The organism is Lysinibacillus fusiformis, assembly GCF_003049525.1.
GTDB lineage: Bacteria > Bacillota > Bacilli > Bacillales_A > Planococcaceae > Lysinibacillus > Lysinibacillus fusiformis.
The window spans coordinates 1-20,177 of sequence record NZ_PYWL01000012.1; the positions used below are offsets into that span (position 1 = coordinate 1).

The window sequence follows — 20,177 nt, forward strand, 5'->3', positions numbered from 1 at the left end:
TCCCATTACGCAAGTAAGTAAGATCCCTCAAAGACGATGAGGTAGATAGGTTCGAGGTGGAAGTGTGGTGACACATGGAGCTGACGAATACTAATCGATCGAGGACTTAACCAAAAAAGTTTGAAACATTCAATGAACCGTTTATCCAGTTTTGAAAGAATAAAATTATTATATTATACTTGTAATTTCGATAAAATATGTTATAATAAGTATTGTCTTTCAAATAGTCTAGTGATGATGGCAAAGAGGTCACACCCGTTCCCATACCGAACACGGAAGTTAAGCTCTTTAGCGCCGATGGTAGTTGGGGGCTTCCCCCTGTGAGAGTAGGACGTCGCTAGGCTGTATACTAAAATTATTCCGAAGTAGCTCAGTTGGTAGTAGCACCTGACTGTTAATCAGGTTGTCGCAGGTTCGAGTCCTGCCTTCGGAGCCATTCTTGGAGAGTTGTCCGAGTGGCCGAAGGAGCACGATTGGAAATCGTGTAGGCGGTTAACACTGTCTCAAGGGTTCAAATCCCTTACTCTCCGCCAGCACTTTTAATTATTCCAAACGAAGGCCCCTTGGTCAAGTGGTTAAGACACCGCCCTTTCACGGCGGTAACACGGGTTCGAATCCCGTAGGGGTCACCATTCATTTTTATACCCAGATGGAGGATTAGCTCAGCTGGGAGAGCATCTGCCTTACAAGCAGAGGGTCGGCGGTTCGAGCCCGTCATCCTCCACCATTTTTAAAAACAACATATATCATTATCGCGGGGTGGAGCAGTGGTAGCTCGTCGGGCTCATAACCCGAAGGTCGTTGGTTCAAATCCAGCCCCCGCAACCAAATGGTCCCGTGGTGTAGCGGTTAACATGCCTGCCTGTCACGCAGGAGATCGCCGGTTCGATCCCGGTCGGGACCGCCATTTTTTATAGTATATGGGTCAGTAGCTCAGTTGGTAGAGCATTAGATTGAAGCTCTAAGTGTCGGCGGTTCGATTCCGTCCTGACCCATCATTTTTTTGCCGGTGTAGCTCAGTTGGTAGAGCAACTGACTTGTAATCAGTAGGTCGTGGGTTCGACTCCTATCGCCGGCACCATTTATTCCCGGAGGGGTAGCGAAGTGGCTAAACGCGGCGGACTGTAAATCCGCTCCTTAGGGTTCGGCGGTTCGAATCCGTCCCCCTCCACCAGTTTTTATCAAATAGGGGCATAGTTTAACGGTAGAATAGAGGTCTCCAAAACCTTTGATGTGGGTTCGATTCCTACTGCCCCTGCCAATTAAATTTTATGGCGGTTGTGGCGAAGTGGTTAACGCACCTGATTGTGGTTCAGGCATTCGTGGGTTCGATTCCCATCAGTCGCCCCATTTAACTTTAAAATAAAACAAAATAATATTAATAATGGCGGTTGTGGCGAAGTGGTTAACGCACCTGATTGTGGTTCAGGCATTCGTGGGTTCGATTCCCATCAGTCGCCCCATTTTTATATATAATTATCTTTTGGGGTATAGCCAAGCGGTAAGGCAACGGATTTTGATTCCGTCATGCCCTGGTTCGAATCCAGGTACCCCAGCCATTTATTGCGGAAGTAGTTCAGTGGTAGAACACCACCTTGCCAAGGTGGGGGTCGCGAGTTCGAACCTCGTCTTCCGCTCCAAGTATGATGGCGGCATAGCCAAGTGGTAAGGCACAGGTCTGCAACACCTTTATCACCGGTTCAAATCCGGTTGCCGCCTCCATATTTTTACTGCTAATCGGTTTATCCGATTTTTTTTATCTCCATTATGCCGGTGTGGCGGAATTGGCAGACGCGCACGACTCAAAATCGTGTTCCTTTGGAGTGTCGGTTCGACCCCGACCACCGGTATCATAAAATCGTTGATTTGACGGGCGTTTCATGCGTAAGCATGAGGCGCTTTTTTACGTTCTATACGTATAATGTGCGCCAAATTAGTCGTTAGCATGTACGCTATCAGACCGTTTTCCTTAAATACTAAGGAAGGCGGTCTTTTTCTATGTCTAAGCGTAATAACGAATTAGTAGGACGGGAACTCGATCTCGTGAGTCGTTCGGTATCAATGCAGGTGACTACGTTTGATGAAGCGTTAGCGGTATTTATAAAGGATGCGAAGCGACGTGGCTTGCGAGAATTTACGATTACTTACTATCAACGTGAACTAAATCACTTCCGTACGTTCTTAGTCAGCGTAGGTCATTCGCTATTTATTCACGACGTACAGCGGAAGCACCTAGAGGAGTTAGTCGAGGATATGCAAGTACGCGGTCTCCGGACAACAACGATAAACTCAAAACTACGTGCAATTCGAGCGTTCTTTCATTGGTTACTCGAAAATAAATATTTGGCCGTAAATGACCTGGCGAAGTTTCCGTTAGTCCGTGATCGTAAGAACAACGTTGAAACGTTTACAGTCAAACAATTACATGCGCTATTCAATGCGACGGACAAGCGTACATTCACTGGCCAGCGAGACTATACGTTTATGATGCTACTGCTCGAAACTGGCATTCGTTTAAATGAAGCTTGCGGTATTTTAGTAGAAGATGTGAAGCTATCAGAAGGTCTCGTATTTATTCGTAATACGAAAAATCATTATCATCGCTATGTACCAATACAAGCGAAAATGAAGGAGCAGCTTCGGCGGTATCTTCAATTAAGAGGGACATGCGAAACAGATGCGTTATTTGTCACCTTAGAAGGTACAGGAATGAAACGTAATTCTCTGCAGAAGATAGTCGCTCAATACGGTAATAAGGCAGGCATAAAGGGCGTCAGATGCTCGCCTCATACAATGCGTCATACATTCGCAAAGCTATCCGTTATGAATGGCGCCGGAATCTTCGAATTACAAAAGATACTCGGCCATTCAACGATGGAGATGGTAAAAACTTATGTAAATCTATTTTCAACGGAAGTCCATGACAAACATCGTGAGTTTAGTCCGTTAAATAATCTTTAGACAAAAAGAAAAAGCCGAGTGCGCTAACACTCGACCTTAACTGAATATGACTACCGTTAGAACGATAGCATACACACCAATGTACTGCTATTTTACAGCCTTTTCAGAAGAAATTCAACGATTAGGCTTATTTAAGTGCGCCTATTTTTCGGTAGTCCGTCTTGGTGGCCCAATAACAGGACGTTAAACAAAACTGGAAAGGTTGCCATACCATAGCATAAAAAATGGCTAGGATACTGCACAACTCTTTTCTTGTTTAGAGTGTATCTGAATTGGTGAGAGCCACCATTAAGGGCTAGGAGGATTACAGGGTTACTACGGTAACGGTAATCATAATCACGCTAGAATCAATTGCAAATAGCACATACCGGACTGTAATGTTATGAGATTATGAGAAATGAAAATTTCCTACGAAACAAGACGATACAGAAACCTCATGCAACTCCATGACGTTGAAAATCGGTAGTTACTTATTGTCTATTACTCTAATTTGAGTTTTAGATAGTAGGTAACAACTTTGCGTCCATTTCCTAAAGCAGACAGCCATTCTGTTGAAAAGGTCGGTTTAGTTGTCAAGCGTTAATCTACAATAAATATTGATGTTTTTGGTTATTGGAGCATAGAGTGTAGCACTCTTTACATATCTTTTAATTAGAGTAGATTGATAAAGGATGGTGCATATGTATGAGGTATAACCAAGAAAAGTTAAGGGAGTTTGCAGAGAAAGTCCGTGAGCAAACGGAGAAGTATGGGGGGCCGACTACGCCTAAAAGAAAGAAACCGAAAAAGAACGATAAATAAAAAAAAGAAAGACGATTGCCACTATTCGGCGTCGTCTTTTTCTTCATCTATTTCTACAAAATCTATTATCTCAGTTATATCATCAATTCCAAATGTTTCAGCAATTCTCTCGATATGCCCAAAGTTAATGTTTTTTCTCTTACCACTTTTCAATTCGCTTAGTGCTGCGTGTCTTATATCGCACTTCTCCGCTAACTTTCTTAATGAACCTACCTTGTACTCTTTAATTAAGTAATCAATCTTAACCACTACTTGTTTAGACATTTAAAATTCCTCCTAAAATATACTTGACGTTACGCAATAGCGTACCATATAATGATAACAGAAGTGGTACTTAAAAGCGTACCAAAATAACACTGTGAGAGGCGGAATGTGAAATGTTTACGACGTTAGACGAGGGCAAGTGGTTAACAGACAACGAAGTTTGGTCAGTGGAGTATCAAATTGTGTCGTTTGAAAAAGAAGGCGTATTCTCAACGTCTTATCAAGTGTTTGTGAAGCGACGCAACTGTAGGTGGGATTATACAGTTCCTACGACACCAGTTCCGATATACGTACAGGAAATGATTGATGATACTATTCGTAAGTGCAAGCGTTTAGTAGCAGAGTATACGAAAAGAGTAGCCGATCAAGCAACGGAAGTTGTTATCGCAGATAGTAGTGACTACTTAGATAACTACGAGGCTGTATCCACAGAGAAAGGCGCATGGCGAACTATTGTAATGCGTTTATCAAATAAAGCACTTAAAACAATACCGATACTAGAGCATATTTATGTAGTTTGTTCAGACTTCTATCGCGCCTTGATAGTTGACGGTCAGGAGTTAGTAATTGGGGGGATTCCAGCATGAAGCATAAAGCGTCAGCGCAGTCGCTTGAACGAGAATATAAGAAGGCATACATTAAGCTACTAACGAAAGCAGCCGCTAATACAGCAAAGCAGGTAGATGCATATTTTTTCGGTGAAGAAGGCGAAGATGGTGAACTTAGAGCGTGGTATTACGGTACAACAGCGTTTTCTATTGCAATGGCTTTGTCTGTGTACGTAATGATGTAATAAACAATATTCCGAATTTGACTAGAGACGTCTGCAACCGCCTCTAGTTTTTTTATAGTCCAACATAGTTAGTAGGTATTTTTTTCATTTTAACGAAAAAGTGTGCGGATCAGTAAATCTTTCTATAGTAGATAAGTAGAAAGGATAGATGTTAAATTGTCACAAAATCGACACAAAAAGACTTTCAGAAAGTGTGCCAAACGGAAATTTTCTGTATATAAGTCAGTAGGAATAATTTTTCCGAAAAATTGTTGCAAAATGGACAATCCAGGTGTGCTTTATAAAGTAAGGGAAAGTTTTTGGTGAGGTTTGTACCAAAAAAGGACGTTTTAGTGTGCATTATATAGTAGGACGGAAATTTTATGAAAAGTGATATCAAATGTGATTTTTACATGGGAATAAAAAGTAGGAAGAAAATTATCAGATACATGTCCGAAACTGAGTTTTCATTCGGGTAGATATAGTAGGAGGAAAATTTTTTACTGGAAGTGTTAACGAAATAAAATTTTACCGTGCAGTATGTAGTAGTAAGTGTTTTATCGAAAAGTGTTAACGAAAATCTATTTTACTCGGGAATATATAGTAGGTGATTTAATTTCAACTTTTTTATAAAAAGTGATATCGAATTGTGAGTTTTAATGTGCTATAGAAAGTAGGGAAATATTTTTATGAAAAGTGTTAACGAAATTAGATTTCACTCGCAAATATATAGTAGAACAAAAATTTTATAAAAAATGATACCAAAAATTCAATTTTACCGGGGAATATAAAGTAGGAGGCAATTTCGTCGGTCAATCGGCGTGTGATATTCAGCAAATAATCAGCAGAGGGAGAGGTTTACATGCAACTTACATCAATTGAAAAAATCGAAATTTTACCATTAGACTTACATACAAATGAGGCAGCGATTCGCAAGAACATGCGTAAAGCAGGCGAAGCAATATTCGAAATTGGTAAGTACCTAAAACACGTTAAAGAAAACGTCATTGAGTCGGGCAAATGGACGGAATGGTTACAGTCGATGGATATTGAGCCACGCCAGTCACAACGCTTCATTCAAGTGTACACGGAATTAAACGATCATGCGTCAGCGCTGTCGGGTCAGTCGCTTACCAAATTGCTAACACTAGCGCAGATTTCAAGCACAGTCGGTGACATATCAGAAGTAATTGAGAAACCTCACATATTGCCAAACGGACAAGAAAAGACAATAGATGAAATGACTTCTCGAGAATTAGCTGAGCTAAAGAGACGTCTGGCGGAAAGAGAGTCCGATGTTACCGATTTACTACAACAGAATTATATCCTTGAAGAACAGGTCGAAGCTGCTCAAAAGAGTGAGCGAATTGCAATTAGCCAATTGGAGGAGATGCAAAATGAAGATTATTCAGGTGAAATTGACGGTGCTTATTCTCATTTAGCTACTGAACGTGATGAATTATTAGGCCAACTTCATGAGGCAAATGCTCGTATCCGTACGTTAGAGAAATCTGATGCTAAACTGCGAACTTTCGATGAATCTGCGTTATCAGGCATGACTCGGTCAATTGCTAGTGTGATTCTATCGATTGAAACATACACAACGCAACGAGCATTCTTTCAAACAAACATTGAGCACGCATCAGATGACTCTGTAGATTATTTAGAGAAACAGATTCTACGTTTACAAGCACAAGTTAATGAGATTAGAGCAGCCATCAGTATTCGTAGAAAGATTACTATTATTGACGGTGATTTTACAGAATGTGAGGAGGTGCAGCCGTATGACACGCAAACTAAAGGCGATTCGGTCGCTTAGAGTCGCGAATCTACTTACGCAAAATGGACATCGCATATTACGAACAGAACCTTGCGCTGACAATCGACATTTTAGCGTATTCATCTTCGAAGATACACCGGCATTACAGCGAGTTTTAACTGAGAGTCGGCGTCATAATAAATAACGAATAGTATCGTCATATATTAGATGTTATGTATTGGCGTAATAAATGAATTGTTAATCCAGATAGCTGCGGTTCTTAATGCACGCTTTTAGCATTAAGGGACGTAGAGGTTTTATCTTTTATGTCGTTCTATTACGTTATTAAGAGATTAAGAGCAAGACCTTTGTCGTCGGTGAAAAGAACCTCCGACAGTCAGCAATGAATACAACGTTATTTATCTTTAAGGGACGCACGCTATAAACCGCGTTATATCAACGTTTGTAGGAAATTTTGCGACGGAATTGTCGCAGACTACGCGAATAATTGGAGGATATCGTATGACTAATATTACTGTTATTGATTCGATTATGGGTAGTGGAAAGACTGAATATGCTATCCAACATATGAACGAATCTAATCAGCTAGAAAGTTTTATATTTGTGACACCATTCCTAGATGAAATTCAACGTATCAAAGAGAGTGTAACTGAACGTCAATTCGTCGAGCCAACTGTTTTTAATGGCACAAACAAGCTAGAGGACTTAAAACGGCTTATTGCGAGCAATCGTGATATTGCTACAACACATAAACTTTTTTCTAAGGCAGACGACGAGATCATCGAACTATTGGAACATTCAGGGTATACGTTAATTCTTGACGAGGTTATGGATATCGTAGAAACTGTCGCAATCCGACCCGCAGATATTAGACGATTAAAACTAAATGGCGATATTGTTGTTGATGAAAAAACTTTTCAAGTTACCTGGACGGGTGATCCTAATGATGATAGCCGTTATCGAGACATACGCGAACTAGCACAGGCGGGTAATCTTTATTTATTCCGCACCTCATTTATGGTTTGGGCATTTCCGCCAGCAGTATTCAGAGCGTTCCCAAATGCGTTAGTTTTAACTTATTTGTTCAAATGTCAAATGCAGAAATATTATTTCAATCTATATCGTTTTGAGTTTGATTATAAGGCTGTGGAAAAGCAAGGTGAGCGCTATGAGTTAATCGAACATGATGTATATAAAGAGAATCGGGGAAAACTTCGCGGTCTAGTGACACTTTACGAAGGTAAATTAAATGACGTCGGGGTAGGCAGAAACGAGTTAAGTCAGAGTAAACTCAAAAAATACGACGACGAGAAAATGAAGCGTATTCGTGATAATGTTTCAAACTACTTCCGAAGGTATGCTGAGAACGCTAAAGCATCTGAGGTCTATATTTCGACTCTACAAGAAGTAGAGCGAGAGTTAGCACCGAGAGGATATAGCGTTGCCAAGTGTTTCATTCCTCATAATGCACGCGCTACTAATGAATATGCAAACAGACGAGCAGTTGCTTATTTACTTAATCGCTTTATGAATCGTGATAAAGCTGCATTTTTCCAAGATCATGGAATTAGTGTCAATGAGGACTTATATGCGCTAAGTGAGTTCGTCCAGTGGCTTTGGCGCTCACGAATACGTGAAGGTGAACCTATTCATGCCTATGTACCTTCTCAACGAATGCGCCAATTATTCGAAAGATGGGCAAAGTACGAAATTTAAAAACTAGGGGGAATCAGCCAATGACTAAAACAGTCGCAGCTAAACTAAGAAAAGCGGGTCGTGCATTAATAGAAATCGCAGAAGCAGAAGGTGTCCCAATAACGTATGAAAATGTATATCCAGGTTCCATTTTCGTAGAAAAGATTCTAAAAGCCCGACATAAACCGTTGTATAGTAAAGATTTTCCGAAGCCGAAAAAGCCGTCGATCCTAGAACGATTTGCGAATGTTGATGAGGTGTATTTAAAACGTGCGCCTAAAGGTTCGCTAGAATATGATGCGTTGCAGTTAGTAAAGAAATCGGAGAGTGCCGAGCAAGAAAAGGCCCGCATATGTCCGCCTGTTACGGATCGCTCATACGTCGAACGCTCGGACTTTACATTGCAAGACTTATATAACGATATTCGATCTGTCATGGAGTGGTATAGTGTCGCTACATACTTGATGCGTCTGCTGATTTTCGGAAGTGATGCATTATCTACGTATACTGACCGTCTAGATTGGGATTATTACAGAAGTGAGCGTAAGAAATTCCGGAGTTGCCGTTACAAATACTGCTTAAATATGTTTCCGATTGAAGGCGATAATATCCGCCAGGGAGATTCTAAACGAACGGATAGTCGTTATTGCTGCGATACTTGTAAAAAAGCAGCTTATGACGCCGTGGAGCGATATAAAAAGCATGGCTCATATTTACCTGTCTATTTCTACTTAGAGCAGACCGCTGAACATATCGGAGACACAGTTAGGATGCGTGAGATAGCCAAACCTATAGAAGCAATCGAGCGTAGGAATGCTAAAGGAATCGCCACGTCACCGATGAAAGGTAAACAACGAAAAAGTGCTGGAAAGCCTGAATTTAAGCCGTTTTTAACTGTAAATATTGCCACCGGAAAAGTGGAATATAGGTCGGAAAATCCCCTATATAAGTATTAAGGGCGGATTAAGCCCACATTTATTTTTGGGGTAGTAGCGTCTAAATGAAACACGATAAATCAAAATGAGGAGGGAGACAATGGATTTGCTGTGGGAAATTTATGGAATGCGTAAACATAAGAAATTAACGCAAAAAGAGTTTGCAGAAATGCTTGGTTTTTCTCGTAGTGCTGTGAATGATATTGAAAATATGCGAAGAAATCCAAGCGAAAGCTTTTTAGTTTCATTTAATCAAATATTTCATTCTGAAAAAACGGATGAATTCTATTCTTTTTTAGATATTTTAAAGGAAAATTCATATAAATATCCAATTTAACATTAACACAAAATAATGTCTTTGTAAAGGGGGGGTTATTATTTTGTCCGCTGATTTGTGGCGTTTAGATAACGCAAGTTTCGCACTCTACGTCGATACCTCGCATGATCGTGAAATTCGCAACATTAAAAGGTCGCGTGATTGGAGCGTCATAGCAACATACCAAAAGAATGGACGAGTTGTTGGCTTGCAATGGCGAGTTCCAGAGTCGGACTATCGAGCAGCGAAGCGTATTGAAAAATACATTAACAAAAGTGTACATGAAATCGTTGAAACACCGTCATTAAACACGGGATAGCATTCGGATGAACAAACACCTTACCTACCTGTCTATCGTCGCTTAAATCAAGCGAAACGACAGATTCATGTCAATATACGTAGCCCGAAAACAAGGGTGTCCAAAACAAAGGAGGAAGAAATATGACAATCGAAAAACACGAAGTAGCCGTAGAACCAAAGTTATTTACTCAAGACGAAGTTAATTCGCTAATTAAAAAACGTTTAGCTCGCGAACGTAAAAAGAGCGCAGAATTAATTCGGCAATTATCTGATTACATTCAAGTGATTTCCGAAGGGGGTGAGTAGATTATGGAACATCATGAGGAAAAAGTAGAACCGAAGTTATTTACGCAAGAAGAAGTCGGTGAGCTTTTCGAACAGCGATTAGCGCGAGAGAGAAAGGCAGATTTAACGATGGATGATATTAGGGCAGAAGCCGAGGAGTTCGCGCAAAGAGTCGGTGAATCTGATACACAATCAGAACAAAGTATAGATATTTTACAAGCGAAAGCCAAGGAACTTGATGAACTTAAGGCTAGAATGGCTGAGCAAGAATTACAGTCGAAATTTAAACAAGCGGGTGTGACTAACTTTGATAAGTTGCGTCCGTTTTTAAATCCGGAAAAATTTGATGGCGATTCATTAGATGAACTAGTCGCAGTTTTATCGGAGTTAAAGCCGAAGCCGGTGAAGATAGGATACCCAACAAACGGTAGTCCAGCAAACGAGAGTAAAGTCTATGAAGCGCAATTACAAGACGCAGCTGCAGTCGCTAAGCAAAGCGGTCGCTCAGAGGACATCGTACGTTATTCAGCATTAAAACAAACACTTAAAAAATTCGGAGGTAAATAATTATGACAAACACGCAGACAATGTATTCAGCAGAATTAATCGGGAAAAAAGAATCGGTAGTAGATGAGATTTTATTATTAAATCCAAACCAAACGCCGCTAATTAATTTACTAGGTTTTAGTAAACCAACAACTAATACTATTCACGCCTGGTATGAGGATGAAGTTTTCCGAACAAAAGCGAAGGTTACTGCAGCAGCAACAGATACAGCATCCGAACTAAAAGTAGATGACGTTGAACCTTTTACAGTAGATTCCATTGCTCAAATTGATGAAGAGTTAATACTAATTTCTTCAATTAATCATTCGACAAAAACCCTGACAGTGGAACGAGGTTATTCTAATACAACAGCGGTGGCTATTGCGAAAGACACTGTTATTGAGTTCCTATTCACAAGAGGCGCGGAAGGTATGGCTGCGCGAGAAGCACGCTCTAAACCTCGTACACGTGGCGATAATTATACTCAAATTTTCATGGAATCCGTATCTGTGACAGGGACAGCTCAAGCGGTAGATCAATATGGTATTCGTGATTTGTACGACCATGAGCGAGTGAAAAAGCAATTAGAAGTAGCGTTACAGCTTGAGAAGGCTCTAATAAACGGCATTAAATACGACGATGGACGAGTACGTCAAATGAGCGGTATCCGACAATTCATTAAGACAAACTTAACTGATGCAGGCGGACAAAAAGTAAGCATTCAAATGTTACGAGATATGGCACAAACGGTATATAAAAGTGGCGGACTTGCTAGCGGAGGTCAATATGTGTTTATCGTATCTTCCAATCAGAAAGTAGCAATCAGCGACTTACAAGGCGATAAGATTCGAATTGTACAAGCAGAAACAGTACGTGGTCAAGTCGTAGATAAACTAGCTACAGACTTCGGAACGTTCTCAATTGTAATGAACGATAATGTAAAAGATAACGAAATTTTATTAGTGGATCCAGCACGAATTGCTGTTAGACCGTTAAAAGGTCGAGAGTTTGGACATGTTGAGACCGCAATAACTGGCGATACGAAAGACGGTTTCGTTGTCGGCGAATATACGCTAGAGTTCTTACAAGAAAAAGCGCACGCTCGCATTAAAAACTTAGGTTAATAGATTCCAAGGGGCTTACGATTAATTTCGTTTGCCTCTTTTTTATTACGGCGGGTTATTCCGCCACCAAGCCTTTGATACGGCGCGAGTCGTATCTTACCTACGAGGCTGTAAATTGTCATAGGGCACTAGGCGTGGAAAACCTGGTGTCCAATCTCCGAAAAAGCGGTATTGTAGCGCCGCGCATTTGGGCGTCGTGGCTTCTACCGGCTGCGTCGCCTCTTTTTTTGTATAAAAACGCAAGGGGGATGCGAGAGAAATGAATAAAGCAGATAAAGAAATAGAAGTTTTAACAAATGCCACTGTATTAGCGGGCACTTTATTAACCGCAGATGAAAGTAAACGTGAGGCGATGTTACCAAAGTTAAAAGCGCTTGAAACAGAAGTTAAAGCAACTCAACTAGAGGTTCACAAAAATTTAAAACGATTAGTAATTATGACTGTGAATTCTGCGATTAGATACTGTTCTAGTGGAAAGCCATCAGACGCAAAACTAACGCGTAGGCACGGGAATGAAGTTGCCAAAGAGTTAGGTCGTTTAAAAAGACTTGCACATCGCAAGGAGGAAAATAGATGGCCGTAAATTTAACCGCGGTGTTTCGCGTAAGAGATCAAGGAACTTCGAGGCTTCGTCAGATTACATCAATGATGGACCGCATGAATCGTACAAGTCGAGCAACAGGTGAATCGCTAAGTCGATCACAATCAGCAGTGAGTAGGTTTGGTAGCGCAGTATCTTCGACATCCAATCGTATGAACGGCTTCTCCACAAGTATTAGCAGACTCCACGTTGGCTCTAACGGATTAAGCGCCTCTTTCGGTGGTTTACAGAGCACGTTGCTTGGTTTGGCTAGTGCTTATATAGGAGTAAATGGGGCTGCAAAGTTGCTGAATGCAACTATTGGACAAGCTGCTCAATTTGAGCAAAGTAAAGCAATTATTCAAGCCGCATTCCAGGACGATAATGCAACGAAGCAATACATGAAGATGGTTGATAAAATGGCTATCGATTCACCATTGCTAAATTCTGGAGACATGTTCGCAGGATCCAAAGGCCTTCTTACTTTAACTAAAGATATGGGACAACTTGGAACAGCGTGGAAACTTGTTGAGCGTCTTGTTGCCAGTGATCCAACGAAATCAATCGATGATGCCGTTCGTGGCCTTCGCGAGCTATCGTCCGGAGATACCATTTCTTTACGTGAGGTATTTAACCTCGATAAGAACATCTTAAATGATGTTAAGGGTGGTTCATTCGAGGAACAACTCGCAGGAATAGATAAGGCTTTAAATAAGATGAATATCACTCAAAAAACTGTAGAAGCGATGGGTTCGACAACCATGGGCAGATTTAATTCCTTAAAGGAGCGCCTAGGTACGCTCTTCCGTGATGCTGGTGATAAATCAAATACAAAATTAGGCGACTTTTTAAAACGTATTAATGATTCAATCGATAAATTGGACGTAAAAAGCATTAGCGATAAACTTGGGAATTTTCTAGGGAATGTCACGGATAAGGCAATTGCCTTGTATGACGCATTCATGAAATGGCGCAAACCAATAGCTTATGCTGTTGGCGCAGTGGCATCGTTTCTTGGTGCTCTCGCGGTCGTGGGTACAATCTCAGCATTAGCGAATCCAATCGCGTTAATAGCGATGGGGATATCAGCTGCAGCAGTTGGTTTTAAGGCTCTTTACGACAATAGCGAGACATTTAGAGGAATTATTGATGGCATAGTCGGTAATGTTAAAACGCTATGGTCCGCATTTAAGACGGGCGGCACAGGCGGATTAGTTGATGCAATCTTCGGCAAAGGAACTTCAAATACTCTTAAAGCCAAGTTTGATGAAATTAAAGCGTACATCGCCGAAAAAGTAACGCAATTTAAGCCGATTTTCGAGAATTTAAAATCCACATTTTCTCAGGCGTGGTCTACTGTATCGGATATCCTATCGAATGCCTGGTCAATCATTGAACCGATTCTAAGTGGATTGTGGAGTAACATACAGACTGTCGGTGACATTGGGGCAATTGTTTTTAACAATGTTATATCTCCAGCTATCTCATTCCTAGTTCAACTGTTTTCTACTTTATGGTCGATAGCAAAACCGATACTTAAGATACTTTCGCTAGGGTTTGAGGCTTTGTCAGCGGTAATAAAGTGGGCTTGGGATAACGTTTTAGCTCCATTTGTAAATTTCATCTTAACAGGCGTAAAAAATGCGTTTGATAACTTTTCTGGCGCTTTAAAAATCGTACAGGGTTGGTTCGAAACACTTAGCGGTTGGGTATCAACAGCATACGGTCACGTTAAGGACTTTATCGGCTTCATCTCTAGCGCTAAGCTGCCAAGCTGGATTAGTAAAGGGATAAATTCAACGGTAAACTTCGCAGGCAAATTGTTAGGATCAGGAGATAAACCGAAGTCGCACTATCACGGAATCAGCGACGTTCCTTACGATTCTTATTATGCGAGATTGCATAAAGGGGAACGCGTTCTTACTGCGCAAGAGAATAGATCGTACGATCAAGACAGCAATGGCGGTGGTACAGGTACTGGAGTCGTTATAACAGGCAACAACTTTACCGTTCGAGAAGAAGTTGATATTGAAAAAATTGCGTATCAACTAGCGAAATTAATCGAGAAGGAGGCGAAGTTCGTTGCTTATTAAACCAAAGGTTCCGACAGAAGGCAGTGGGGGTACGCGGTTGGTTGGGATAATGCAGGCCGTGGGATATAACTCTGGTGGTACTTTAAAGGCGGCAACTGTAACAAGTGAGCATCCGAATTTAAAAGTTCTTCTCGATGCTGACACTTTGGAAATTGACGATGATATTATCGTATGTAATCCGCATTTATTACCTTATACAGAAACAGTGAGGATTAACGGTCAGGTCACGACTATTGAGTACGACAATAAGCTGAAAGTAGGCGTTCGGGTGTTAGTATTCGAGTCGGAACATCAGCAACAACTATATGTATTATCGTTATCAGATGAATGACGAAGAAGGCAGGCATCGAGATTACAGCGGTGCTTGCCTTTTCTAATAAAACGAACTGAGGAGCGATGAAATGACGACTCTTGATATTGAAAAGTTAAAAGAAAAATCGAAGAGATTACGTGAAGCTAAAGAACGTGAAGATAAGGATCGTGGCTATTGTATATTACCGAGAAACACTTACGCACCAAAGGTTAGCGATACATGGGCATTGGAGGTCCATCGTAAATACTGGCCAGAGATTAAGCCATTCTTATTAGATTACGCTTCGTTAATTTTAGATGCAAAAGCACTCATAGCTGTTGGCGATTCTGACAAGATCAGAGAATGGGCCGAGGTACTGTCTGTCGCGGAATTGTGCCAGGACCGATATTTACGTCTACAACTCCATCTTGTCGCTGGTGTTTATTTAGCGATAGCCATCGATGGTAAACCTCACCGAGGCTTTAATTACGCCAATCTAGCGCAATTAATCGCAAGAACATGCAGTCATTATCCTCCGAGCGTTTACGATGGCTACAAAGGTGACTATGACGGGGATTTTGACGGATATTATGCGACAAAACGCGAGGAGGTATTGGAATGGAAACAGACGTATTGCATCGAGAATTAGACGCTATCCTAGCTGATTGTGAGCAGAGAGAGCCGTTTCCGCCAGTTAGCGACAAGTGGTCTTACGAGTGCTACGACAAGCATTTTCCCGATATTAAAGCGTTCTTGGTAGATTACGCAACTTTACTTTTAACGGCTAAAGAGGTCGTAGCGATTGATGAGTCCCTGGAGATACAGCGATGGATTGACGAACTAACGATTGCGGGTGAATGCTACGAGGACACCTTGCGCTATACATGCTTTTATTTAACCGAGTTCTTACTTAAGCCGTGTATTGACGGCAATTCAACGCAAACATATGCAGAACTGGCGGACAGTATTGCCCATGAACTTTCTCAATACGAATATAGGCCTGCCGATTTATTCCTCGATGAATACGACGGAAACTACACTGAATACTACGAACGAAAACGAATGGAGATGGCGGAATGGCAAGAAAATTAGACGAAATTCTTAAGGAATTAACGATGGATCAAGCGAAGGCTGCGGAGTTGTTGTATGAAAACGACTTACTACCGCCTGGCAAACGTAAATCATTCACAGACATTGCGAAAGAAGTGGGGGTGTCTGACCGCTCACTACGTAAATGGCGCCAGTTACCGGCGATGCTCGAGTATAAATCAGCAGTCACAGCTACGTATTTAACTGATAATCGTACTCGTATTATGCAAGCGCTAGTACGCGAATGTGAGGCGGGGAATGCTTCGATGATGAAGCTGTATATGCAAACGGAAGGTATGCTTATTGACCGTGCGGAACTAGACGTTAAAACGCAAGCGGTAGATGAAGCTGCGGTTGCTGCACAGTTAGCCCGTATCAAACAAGGACTGAATCGTTGACGTATCAACGTTTTAGAGCGGTAAAGTATTATATTGGCGGTGGTTGGCTTCGGCTGACTGCCGTTTTTTTTGCGTTAAAGTAGCGTTGATGCTTCCGACTGATTCCGAAATACAGCGAAAACATCGGGCAGAAGGAGCCGGCGCGCGTCGATACTCCGAAAACAAATCGTTATCTGACAATTTACATAGCTGTCTTTGGTATCGCAACTTAAAAGAATTGACACCGTTTAGACGATGTAGTATTATCAACGTATAGAACGGTATCGTAACTCGGTATCATTTAAGGGGCGGATGAAATGACTAAATACGGATACGCTAGGGTATCAACGCAAGGACAGGATTTACAGGCGCAAATCGACCAATTAAAGACGGAAGGCTGCGAAGTTATTTACAGTGAAAAGTTTACAGGTACGACGACGGAAAGACCGGAGTTCGATAAGCTACTGGCGAGCCTTAACGAAGGCGATACGTTGGTAGTAACTAAAATGGATCGTTTTGCGCGTTCTGCTACTAAGGGTAGTGACCTAGTACAAACTTTACTAGACCGCGGTATTAAGGTACACATACTCAATATTGGGCTACTCGATAATACATCGGCATCTACACTAGTACGTAACATCTTCTTTGCCTTCGCACAGTTTGAACGCGATATGATTGTAGAACGATTAAACGAAGGTAAAGCGGTAGCAAAGCAGCGTGAAGGTTATCGCGAGGGACGTAAACCGACGTATACTAAGCAACAGCTAGACCACGCTATGAAGTTGAAAGAAATACATAGCTTTACGCAAGTTGCGGAATTGACGGGCATTTCAATTGCTACACTGAAAAGAGAAAGCGCAAAACGTAAAGCTAACGAAGCGATCAACGATTAATGTTGGTCGTTCTTTTTATGCGTTGAAAGTGCGTGACCCCCAAGGCCACCAATTCGGAACGGCGTCATCTGGTACTCGAGAATTACATACATCATTTTTAAAACAAGCCGACTTTTTACGCTGTCAGACGCAATTCTAACGCATCGACATTCGCAAAGTAGGGTAGTTGTACGTTTGGAATCGTCTGAGTGAAGTCTGATAAATGGTCGTTTACCTATAGTTAATGTTATTATATTGAGGAAATATAAAGAAGAGGTATAGCGATGTATAATTTAACTGTAGTTTCAGAAGCAACTCACAACAAGATACCGAAAATAATCACACATATTAAGTACATAAGAAAGAAGCGTAAATTTGGAATATATAATGGTGTTGATATAATGTTGACTAGTGATGAATTTGGACAATATGCTGTATTTGCGCTTGATGTTAGGCGTTTAAAAAGCATGGAAATGGCATTAGAAAATCTAGTTTTATCGCGAACTAATACGCCAGACTTACTTAAAATAATCAAAAGTGCTAGTGAGGACTTGGCTGATTTAGCGAAGAACGAGCAGAAATATTTTGACATTCCGTTAGGGTTAAAGTAGACTAGCGGTAATAGGAAAACGGTCGTTTACGCATTAGTCGATTGAATGTCCGTTCAAATTAACGTTTAGCATGTCGGAGTATCTAACGCACTCTTTTCACGACTCAAAATCGTGTTCCTTTGGAGTGTCGGTTCGACCCCGACCACCGGTATCTAAAAAGTGAAAGAATCCTTGATAACTCAAGGGTTCTTTTTTTATGTTGAAAATTTGTAGAAAAACTGTATACATTAAGATTGAATATTCTTCCATGAAAAGGGGGGCTAACGAATGAGCTATGTTATTCAAGCTACAGAAAAGAATAGAGGTATTGGAAGCGAGTATGAAACTAAAGCTTTATTATACTTGATGAATTTTAGAACAGATAGTAATGATATTAGTTACTATATAACTTCAATGATTTGACTGGTTCGTGTAATCAGGTAAGTAAACTATGGGATAATGTTCGTTGACGAGATTTCTTTAGAATCACTGTTATTTTATAAAGAGCAATTATTTAATGCAGAAGATGCTGAGAGTAAAGTACAAGAACTAGATGAACAAATACGAGAATTAGAATCAATTATTACTATGTTTGAAATTGCAAAGGACAAAGGTATTTCAACTAAAAAAGAAGTTATCTCTAATGTTTTATTCTCCATGAATGAAAAATATAAAAGTATTGATCCAAATGGAACTTTATTTTTTGATAGTCTGTTTACTAAAAAAACAGAAACATACTCCGTAATCAAATAATATTTACTACTACTCTAAAAACCGAAGAAATAGGAAAGTATGATAAAGAAGAATTTAAGTTTGTAAATCATATTGACTATTCTACACATATTCCTAGTAGCATTTTAAATGAGGGATATCTGGATTACTTTAAAATATTGTTAAAAGAATTTATTCATGATTTTAATTAGTGAAGTTTGAAAGGCACATTAAGTGCCTTTCAATAATTCTACCTGTTCACCCCTACCTGTAGAAATTTGTTTGAGGCTGGTTGGGACTTAGATCTCGTATAACAAGCGAAGCTATAATACTACTTGGAGGTATTAGGGGTACTGGTGAATACGTTTAGAACCAAAAAAATAGTAATACAAACCATAGCTTTGGTTTGTATTACTAATGTTAGTATGCTTCACCTTTTGAAATTATTGAACGCGAGCAAATCCAAATCCTGAAGCGTAGTCATCACCTATAGCAGCTCCATAACCACCTTTTATATCTACTGATTTTGCTCTCGCTTGTAAGTTAGAACGTAGTTGCGTGTTAGACAATGACGGATTTTCAGCCCAAATTTTTGCTGCTAAACCAGAGACATGAGGGGTAGCCATTGATGTGCCGCTAATTGTATTATAACCGCCATTATACCATGTAGAATAAACTGATGAGCCAGGAGCTGAGATTTCAATATCACCTTCCTGGATTACATAATCTCCAGCTGTAGATATATAACCACGTGAAGAGTAGTCAGCTACACGATAAGTCCCATTTTGTTGTACATTTTCTAAAGCTGCAACGGCGATTGCATTTGGTAATGCCCCCGGATAACCAATTGTTCCTTGCGCATAGCCTGAATTACCAGCTGCAGCTACTATTAGAACTCCTTTACTGTATGCGTAATTGACAGCACTTGAAATGAGGCTATTATTCGCTGAAGAACCTAGAGACATACTAATAATTGTTTTGCTACCAGTAGCTGTTGCTTGATCTGCTGCATGTCGAATAGCAGCAGCAATATCATCTGAGTATCCAGAGCCGCTATCTAATAACACTTTGTAAGCCCAAAGATCAGCATCTGGAGCTACACCGTAAATGCCTGCTTGATCGCTTCCACCATCAGCTAAGGCCGTACCAGCAACATGTGTACCATGTCCGTTTCTATCTGTACAGCTGTTATTAATGGGTGTTGTCGCACCTGTAAAGTCTTTACATTGCTCTACGTTATTGACAAGGTCAGGATGAGAAGTATTTACACCCGTATCGAGTACGGCAATATTAATGCCACTTCCTCCAGTTGTAGATGTTAAAGTATCATTGTTATAAATTGCTTTAATTCCCCAAGGTATTTGTTGAGAAGCTCTTAAAGAAGTTACCAAATCCAGGGTTTCATTTTCTACCATACTATCGTCTTCCAAACCTATCGTATCTAATGTAACGATAGGAACTTTTGTAACTGTGAAATTTTTATTCTTCTGTAATGCTTCGAATTGTTTTTCATTCATATCAGTTGAAAATCCGTTCTCTGTTAATTCCCAACGAGCAGAATATTGAGTTTTTAATGTTGATTTTTCTGATTTTTTGTTTGCCTCAACATAAACACGGAATTTCTCCTGACCACCGTCGTTTCCTGAGCTATCTTCGCTATTCATCGCTGTTGCGTACACCGGATTTATTACTGATCCTGCAATCAAAAGACTTAGCAACGTACTTTTCATTTTTTTCATTCATCCCAACCCCTTTTCAAATTAAGTTATAGTACTACAATTTGAATCTACCATA

The 20,177-nt window shown here is 40.5% G+C and carries 24 protein-coding genes, 16 tRNA genes and 2 rRNA genes; 40 read left to right on the forward strand and 2 right to left on the reverse strand.

What is annotated here, in order from left to right; all coding sequences use genetic code 11:
• The 19 genes from C9J29_RS19525 to C9J29_RS19615 form a co-directional block, all read left to right on the forward strand.
• Positions 1–114 (forward strand): 23S ribosomal RNA (locus tag C9J29_RS19525); the annotation flags it as partial.
• A gap of 113 nt (positions 115–227) precedes the next feature.
• Positions 228–343, forward strand: a 5S ribosomal RNA gene (gene rrf / locus C9J29_RS19530).
• A gap of 16 nt (positions 344–359) precedes the next feature.
• Positions 360–436, forward strand: a tRNA-Asn gene (locus C9J29_RS19535).
• A 5-nt stretch (positions 437–441) separates the two neighbouring features.
• Positions 442–533: transfer RNA gene (locus tag C9J29_RS19540), tRNA-Ser, on the forward strand.
• 24 nt (positions 534–557) lie between these two features.
• Positions 558–632 (forward strand) — tRNA-Glu (locus C9J29_RS19545).
• Positions 633–651: 19 nt separating this feature from the next.
• Positions 652–727, forward strand: a tRNA-Val gene (locus C9J29_RS19550).
• 26 nt (positions 728–753) lie between these two features.
• Positions 754–828 (forward strand) — tRNA-Met (locus C9J29_RS19555).
• A gap of 3 nt (positions 829–831) precedes the next feature.
• A tRNA-Asp gene (locus tag C9J29_RS19560) sits at positions 832–907 on the forward strand.
• A 15-nt stretch (positions 908–922) separates the two neighbouring features.
• Positions 923–995: transfer RNA gene (locus C9J29_RS19565), tRNA-Phe, on the forward strand.
• 10 nt (positions 996–1,005) lie between these two features.
• Positions 1,006–1,081 (forward strand) — tRNA-Thr (locus C9J29_RS19570).
• A gap of 9 nt (positions 1,082–1,090) precedes the next feature.
• Positions 1,091–1,174 (forward strand) — tRNA-Tyr (locus tag C9J29_RS19575).
• Between the two features lie 13 nt (positions 1,175–1,187).
• Positions 1,188–1,261 (forward strand) — tRNA-Trp (locus tag C9J29_RS19580).
• Positions 1,262–1,274: 13 nt separating this feature from the next.
• Positions 1,275–1,350: transfer RNA gene (locus C9J29_RS19585), tRNA-His, on the forward strand.
• A gap of 37 nt (positions 1,351–1,387) precedes the next feature.
• Positions 1,388–1,463 (forward strand) — tRNA-His (locus tag C9J29_RS19590).
• A 21-nt stretch (positions 1,464–1,484) separates the two neighbouring features.
• A tRNA-Gln gene (locus tag C9J29_RS19595) sits at positions 1,485–1,559 on the forward strand.
• 6 nt (positions 1,560–1,565) lie between these two features.
• Positions 1,566–1,640, forward strand: a tRNA-Gly gene (locus tag C9J29_RS19600).
• Between the two features lie 8 nt (positions 1,641–1,648).
• Positions 1,649–1,722: transfer RNA gene (locus C9J29_RS19605), tRNA-Cys, on the forward strand.
• 47 nt (positions 1,723–1,769) lie between these two features.
• Positions 1,770–1,850 (forward strand) — tRNA-Leu (locus C9J29_RS19610).
• 148 nt (positions 1,851–1,998) lie between these two features.
• Positions 1,999–2,961, forward strand: a complete 963-nt coding sequence (locus tag C9J29_RS19615; RefSeq protein ID WP_107922650.1) for a tyrosine-type recombinase/integrase — start codon at positions 1,999–2,001, stop codon at positions 2,959–2,961.
• Between the two features lie 822 nt (positions 2,962–3,783).
• On the opposite strand, the gene C9J29_RS19620 is transcribed toward C9J29_RS19615, so the two are convergent.
• Positions 3,784–4,026: a helix-turn-helix domain-containing protein gene (locus tag C9J29_RS19620; RefSeq protein ID WP_107922651.1), complete on the reverse strand. Its 243-nt coding sequence runs from the start codon at positions 4,024–4,026 to the stop codon at positions 3,784–3,786.
• A gap of 113 nt (positions 4,027–4,139) precedes the next feature.
• Here C9J29_RS19620 and C9J29_RS19625 point away from each other — a divergent pair, with 113 nt between their 5' ends.
• From C9J29_RS19625 to C9J29_RS19710, 21 genes are all read left to right on the forward strand, one after another.
• Complete coding sequence (locus C9J29_RS19625) at positions 4,140–4,613, forward strand: hypothetical protein (protein WP_107922652.1); 474 nt, start codon at positions 4,140–4,142, stop codon at positions 4,611–4,613.
• Positions 4,610–4,819 carry a hypothetical protein gene (locus C9J29_RS19630; RefSeq protein ID WP_107922653.1) on the forward strand — a complete coding sequence of 70 codons (210 nt, stop codon included), beginning with the start codon at positions 4,610–4,612 and terminating at the stop codon, positions 4,817–4,819. The genes C9J29_RS19625 and C9J29_RS19630 overlap by 4 nt, the downstream gene beginning before the upstream one ends.
• An 841-nt stretch (positions 4,820–5,660) precedes the next feature.
• A complete protein-coding gene (locus tag C9J29_RS19635; protein WP_107922654.1) occupies positions 5,661–6,617 on the forward strand; it encodes a DUF3102 domain-containing protein in 957 nt (318 codons plus the stop codon).
• Complete coding sequence (locus C9J29_RS24135) at positions 6,583–6,762, forward strand: hypothetical protein (protein WP_128472305.1); 180 nt, start codon at positions 6,583–6,585, stop codon at positions 6,760–6,762. The genes C9J29_RS19635 and C9J29_RS24135 overlap by 35 nt, the downstream gene beginning before the upstream one ends.
• 317 nt (positions 6,763–7,079) lie before the next feature.
• A complete protein-coding gene (locus C9J29_RS19640) occupies positions 7,080–8,294 on the forward strand; it encodes a DEAD/DEAH box helicase family protein (protein WP_107922655.1) in 1,215 nt (404 codons plus the stop codon).
• Positions 8,273–9,229 (forward strand): hypothetical protein, encoded by a 957-nt coding sequence (locus tag C9J29_RS19645; protein ID WP_128472304.1) that lies wholly within the window; start codon positions 8,273–8,275, stop codon positions 9,227–9,229. The genes C9J29_RS19640 and C9J29_RS19645 overlap by 22 nt, the downstream gene beginning before the upstream one ends.
• Positions 9,230–9,308: 79 nt before the next feature.
• The gene (locus C9J29_RS19650; protein ID WP_164908742.1) at positions 9,309–9,545 is read left to right on the forward strand and encodes a helix-turn-helix domain-containing protein; all 237 of its coding nucleotides are present in this window, start codon (positions 9,309–9,311) and stop codon (positions 9,543–9,545) included.
• A gap of 43 nt (positions 9,546–9,588) precedes the next feature.
• On the forward strand, positions 9,589–9,843 hold the full coding sequence (locus C9J29_RS19655) for a hypothetical protein (protein WP_107922658.1): 255 nt from the start codon (positions 9,589–9,591) through the stop codon (positions 9,841–9,843).
• A 122-nt stretch (positions 9,844–9,965) separates the two neighbouring features.
• Positions 9,966–10,130 carry a hypothetical protein gene (locus tag C9J29_RS24405; RefSeq protein WP_164908741.1) on the forward strand — a complete coding sequence of 55 codons (165 nt, stop codon included), beginning with the start codon at positions 9,966–9,968 and terminating at the stop codon, positions 10,128–10,130.
• A gap of 3 nt (positions 10,131–10,133) precedes the next feature.
• Positions 10,134–10,676: a hypothetical protein gene (locus C9J29_RS19660; protein ID WP_107922659.1), complete on the forward strand. Its 543-nt coding sequence runs from the start codon at positions 10,134–10,136 to the stop codon at positions 10,674–10,676.
• Positions 10,677–10,678: 2 nt separating this feature from the next.
• Positions 10,679–11,779 (forward strand): SU10 major capsid protein, encoded by a 1,101-nt coding sequence (locus tag C9J29_RS19665; protein WP_237068881.1) that lies wholly within the window; start codon positions 10,679–10,681, stop codon positions 11,777–11,779.
• Between the two features lie 259 nt (positions 11,780–12,038).
• The gene (locus tag C9J29_RS19670) at positions 12,039–12,362 is read left to right on the forward strand and encodes a hypothetical protein (protein WP_107922660.1); all 324 of its coding nucleotides are present in this window, start codon (positions 12,039–12,041) and stop codon (positions 12,360–12,362) included.
• Positions 12,353–14,452: a phage tail protein gene (locus C9J29_RS19675; RefSeq protein ID WP_107922661.1), complete on the forward strand. Its 2,100-nt coding sequence runs from the start codon at positions 12,353–12,355 to the stop codon at positions 14,450–14,452. The genes C9J29_RS19670 and C9J29_RS19675 overlap by 10 nt, the downstream gene beginning before the upstream one ends.
• Positions 14,453–14,489: 37 nt before the next feature.
• A complete protein-coding gene (locus C9J29_RS19680) occupies positions 14,490–14,783 on the forward strand; it encodes a DUF2577 family protein (RefSeq protein WP_128472303.1) in 294 nt (97 codons plus the stop codon).
• A gap of 70 nt (positions 14,784–14,853) precedes the next feature.
• Positions 14,854–15,393, forward strand: coding sequence for a hypothetical protein (locus tag C9J29_RS19685; protein WP_107922663.1), 540 nt, complete (start codon positions 14,854–14,856; stop codon positions 15,391–15,393).
• Positions 15,363–15,836 (forward strand): hypothetical protein, encoded by a 474-nt coding sequence (locus C9J29_RS19690; protein ID WP_107922664.1) that lies wholly within the window; start codon positions 15,363–15,365, stop codon positions 15,834–15,836. The genes C9J29_RS19685 and C9J29_RS19690 overlap by 31 nt, the downstream gene beginning before the upstream one ends.
• Entirely contained in the window at positions 15,821–16,231 is a 411-nt protein-coding gene (locus C9J29_RS19695) for a phBC6A51 family helix-turn-helix protein (protein WP_107922665.1), read from the forward strand. Before C9J29_RS19690 ends, C9J29_RS19695 begins: the two co-directional genes overlap by 16 nt.
• A gap of 296 nt (positions 16,232–16,527) precedes the next feature.
• The gene (locus C9J29_RS19700) at positions 16,528–17,103 is read left to right on the forward strand and encodes a recombinase family protein (RefSeq protein ID WP_107922666.1); all 576 of its coding nucleotides are present in this window, start codon (positions 16,528–16,530) and stop codon (positions 17,101–17,103) included.
• 263 nt (positions 17,104–17,366) lie between these two features.
• Positions 17,367–17,693: a hypothetical protein gene (locus C9J29_RS19705; protein ID WP_107922667.1), complete on the forward strand. Its 327-nt coding sequence runs from the start codon at positions 17,367–17,369 to the stop codon at positions 17,691–17,693.
• A 267-nt stretch (positions 17,694–17,960) separates the two neighbouring features.
• The gene (locus C9J29_RS25000; protein ID WP_255319032.1) at positions 17,961–18,095 is read left to right on the forward strand and encodes a hypothetical protein; all 135 of its coding nucleotides are present in this window, start codon (positions 17,961–17,963) and stop codon (positions 18,093–18,095) included.
• A 36-nt stretch (positions 18,096–18,131) separates the two neighbouring features.
• A complete protein-coding gene (locus C9J29_RS19710; protein WP_089987057.1) occupies positions 18,132–18,425 on the forward strand; it encodes a hypothetical protein in 294 nt (97 codons plus the stop codon).
• A gap of 401 nt (positions 18,426–18,826) precedes the next feature.
• On the opposite strand, the gene C9J29_RS19715 is transcribed toward C9J29_RS19710, so the two are convergent.
• Positions 18,827–20,122 carry a S8 family peptidase gene (locus tag C9J29_RS19715; RefSeq protein WP_089987056.1) on the reverse strand — a complete coding sequence of 432 codons (1,296 nt, stop codon included), beginning with the start codon at positions 20,120–20,122 and terminating at the stop codon, positions 18,827–18,829.
• Between the last annotated feature and the right edge of the window lie 55 nt (positions 20,123–20,177).

Excerpts from the sequence above, each read along its gene's own strand:
- C9J29_RS19615 (WP_107922650.1), top strand. The coding sequence starts at position 1,999 with ATGTCTAAGCGTAATAACGAATTAGTAGGACGGGAACTCGATCTCGTG.
- C9J29_RS19620 (WP_107922651.1), bottom strand. The coding sequence starts at position 4,026 with ATGTCTAAACAAGTAGTGGTTAAGATTGATTACTTAATTAAAGAGTAC.
- C9J29_RS19625 (WP_107922652.1), top strand. The coding sequence starts at position 4,140 with ATGTTTACGACGTTAGACGAGGGCAAGTGGTTAACAGACAACGAAGTT.
- C9J29_RS19630 (WP_107922653.1), top strand. The coding sequence starts at position 4,610 with ATGAAGCATAAAGCGTCAGCGCAGTCGCTTGAACGAGAATATAAGAAG.
- C9J29_RS19635 (WP_107922654.1), top strand. The coding sequence starts at position 5,661 with ATGCAACTTACATCAATTGAAAAAATCGAAATTTTACCATTAGACTTA.
- C9J29_RS24135 (WP_128472305.1), top strand. The coding sequence starts at position 6,583 with ATGACACGCAAACTAAAGGCGATTCGGTCGCTTAGAGTCGCGAATCTA.
- C9J29_RS19640 (WP_107922655.1), top strand. The coding sequence starts at position 7,080 with ATGACTAATATTACTGTTATTGATTCGATTATGGGTAGTGGAAAGACT.
- C9J29_RS19645 (WP_128472304.1), top strand. The coding sequence starts at position 8,273 with ATGGGCAAAGTACGAAATTTAAAAACTAGGGGGAATCAGCCAATGACT.
- C9J29_RS19650 (WP_164908742.1), top strand. The coding sequence starts at position 9,309 with ATGGATTTGCTGTGGGAAATTTATGGAATGCGTAAACATAAGAAATTA.
- C9J29_RS24405 (WP_164908741.1), top strand. The coding sequence starts at position 9,966 with ATGACAATCGAAAAACACGAAGTAGCCGTAGAACCAAAGTTATTTACT.
- C9J29_RS19660 (WP_107922659.1), top strand. The coding sequence starts at position 10,134 with ATGGAACATCATGAGGAAAAAGTAGAACCGAAGTTATTTACGCAAGAA.
- C9J29_RS19665 (WP_237068881.1), top strand. The coding sequence starts at position 10,679 with ATGACAAACACGCAGACAATGTATTCAGCAGAATTAATCGGGAAAAAA.
- C9J29_RS19670 (WP_107922660.1), top strand. The coding sequence starts at position 12,039 with ATGAATAAAGCAGATAAAGAAATAGAAGTTTTAACAAATGCCACTGTA.
- C9J29_RS19675 (WP_107922661.1), top strand. The coding sequence starts at position 12,353 with ATGGCCGTAAATTTAACCGCGGTGTTTCGCGTAAGAGATCAAGGAACT.
- C9J29_RS19685 (WP_107922663.1), top strand. The coding sequence starts at position 14,854 with ATGACGACTCTTGATATTGAAAAGTTAAAAGAAAAATCGAAGAGATTA.
- C9J29_RS19690 (WP_107922664.1), top strand. The coding sequence starts at position 15,363 with ATGGAAACAGACGTATTGCATCGAGAATTAGACGCTATCCTAGCTGAT.
- C9J29_RS19695 (WP_107922665.1), top strand. The coding sequence starts at position 15,821 with ATGGCAAGAAAATTAGACGAAATTCTTAAGGAATTAACGATGGATCAA.
- C9J29_RS19700 (WP_107922666.1), top strand. The coding sequence starts at position 16,528 with ATGACTAAATACGGATACGCTAGGGTATCAACGCAAGGACAGGATTTA.
- C9J29_RS19705 (WP_107922667.1), top strand. The coding sequence starts at position 17,367 with ATGTATAATTTAACTGTAGTTTCAGAAGCAACTCACAACAAGATACCG.
- C9J29_RS25000 (WP_255319032.1), top strand. The coding sequence starts at position 17,961 with ATGAGCTATGTTATTCAAGCTACAGAAAAGAATAGAGGTATTGGAAGC.
- C9J29_RS19710 (WP_089987057.1), top strand. The coding sequence starts at position 18,132 with ATGTTCGTTGACGAGATTTCTTTAGAATCACTGTTATTTTATAAAGAG.
- C9J29_RS19715 (WP_089987056.1), bottom strand. The coding sequence starts at position 20,122 with ATGAAAAAAATGAAAAGTACGTTGCTAAGTCTTTTGATTGCAGGATCA.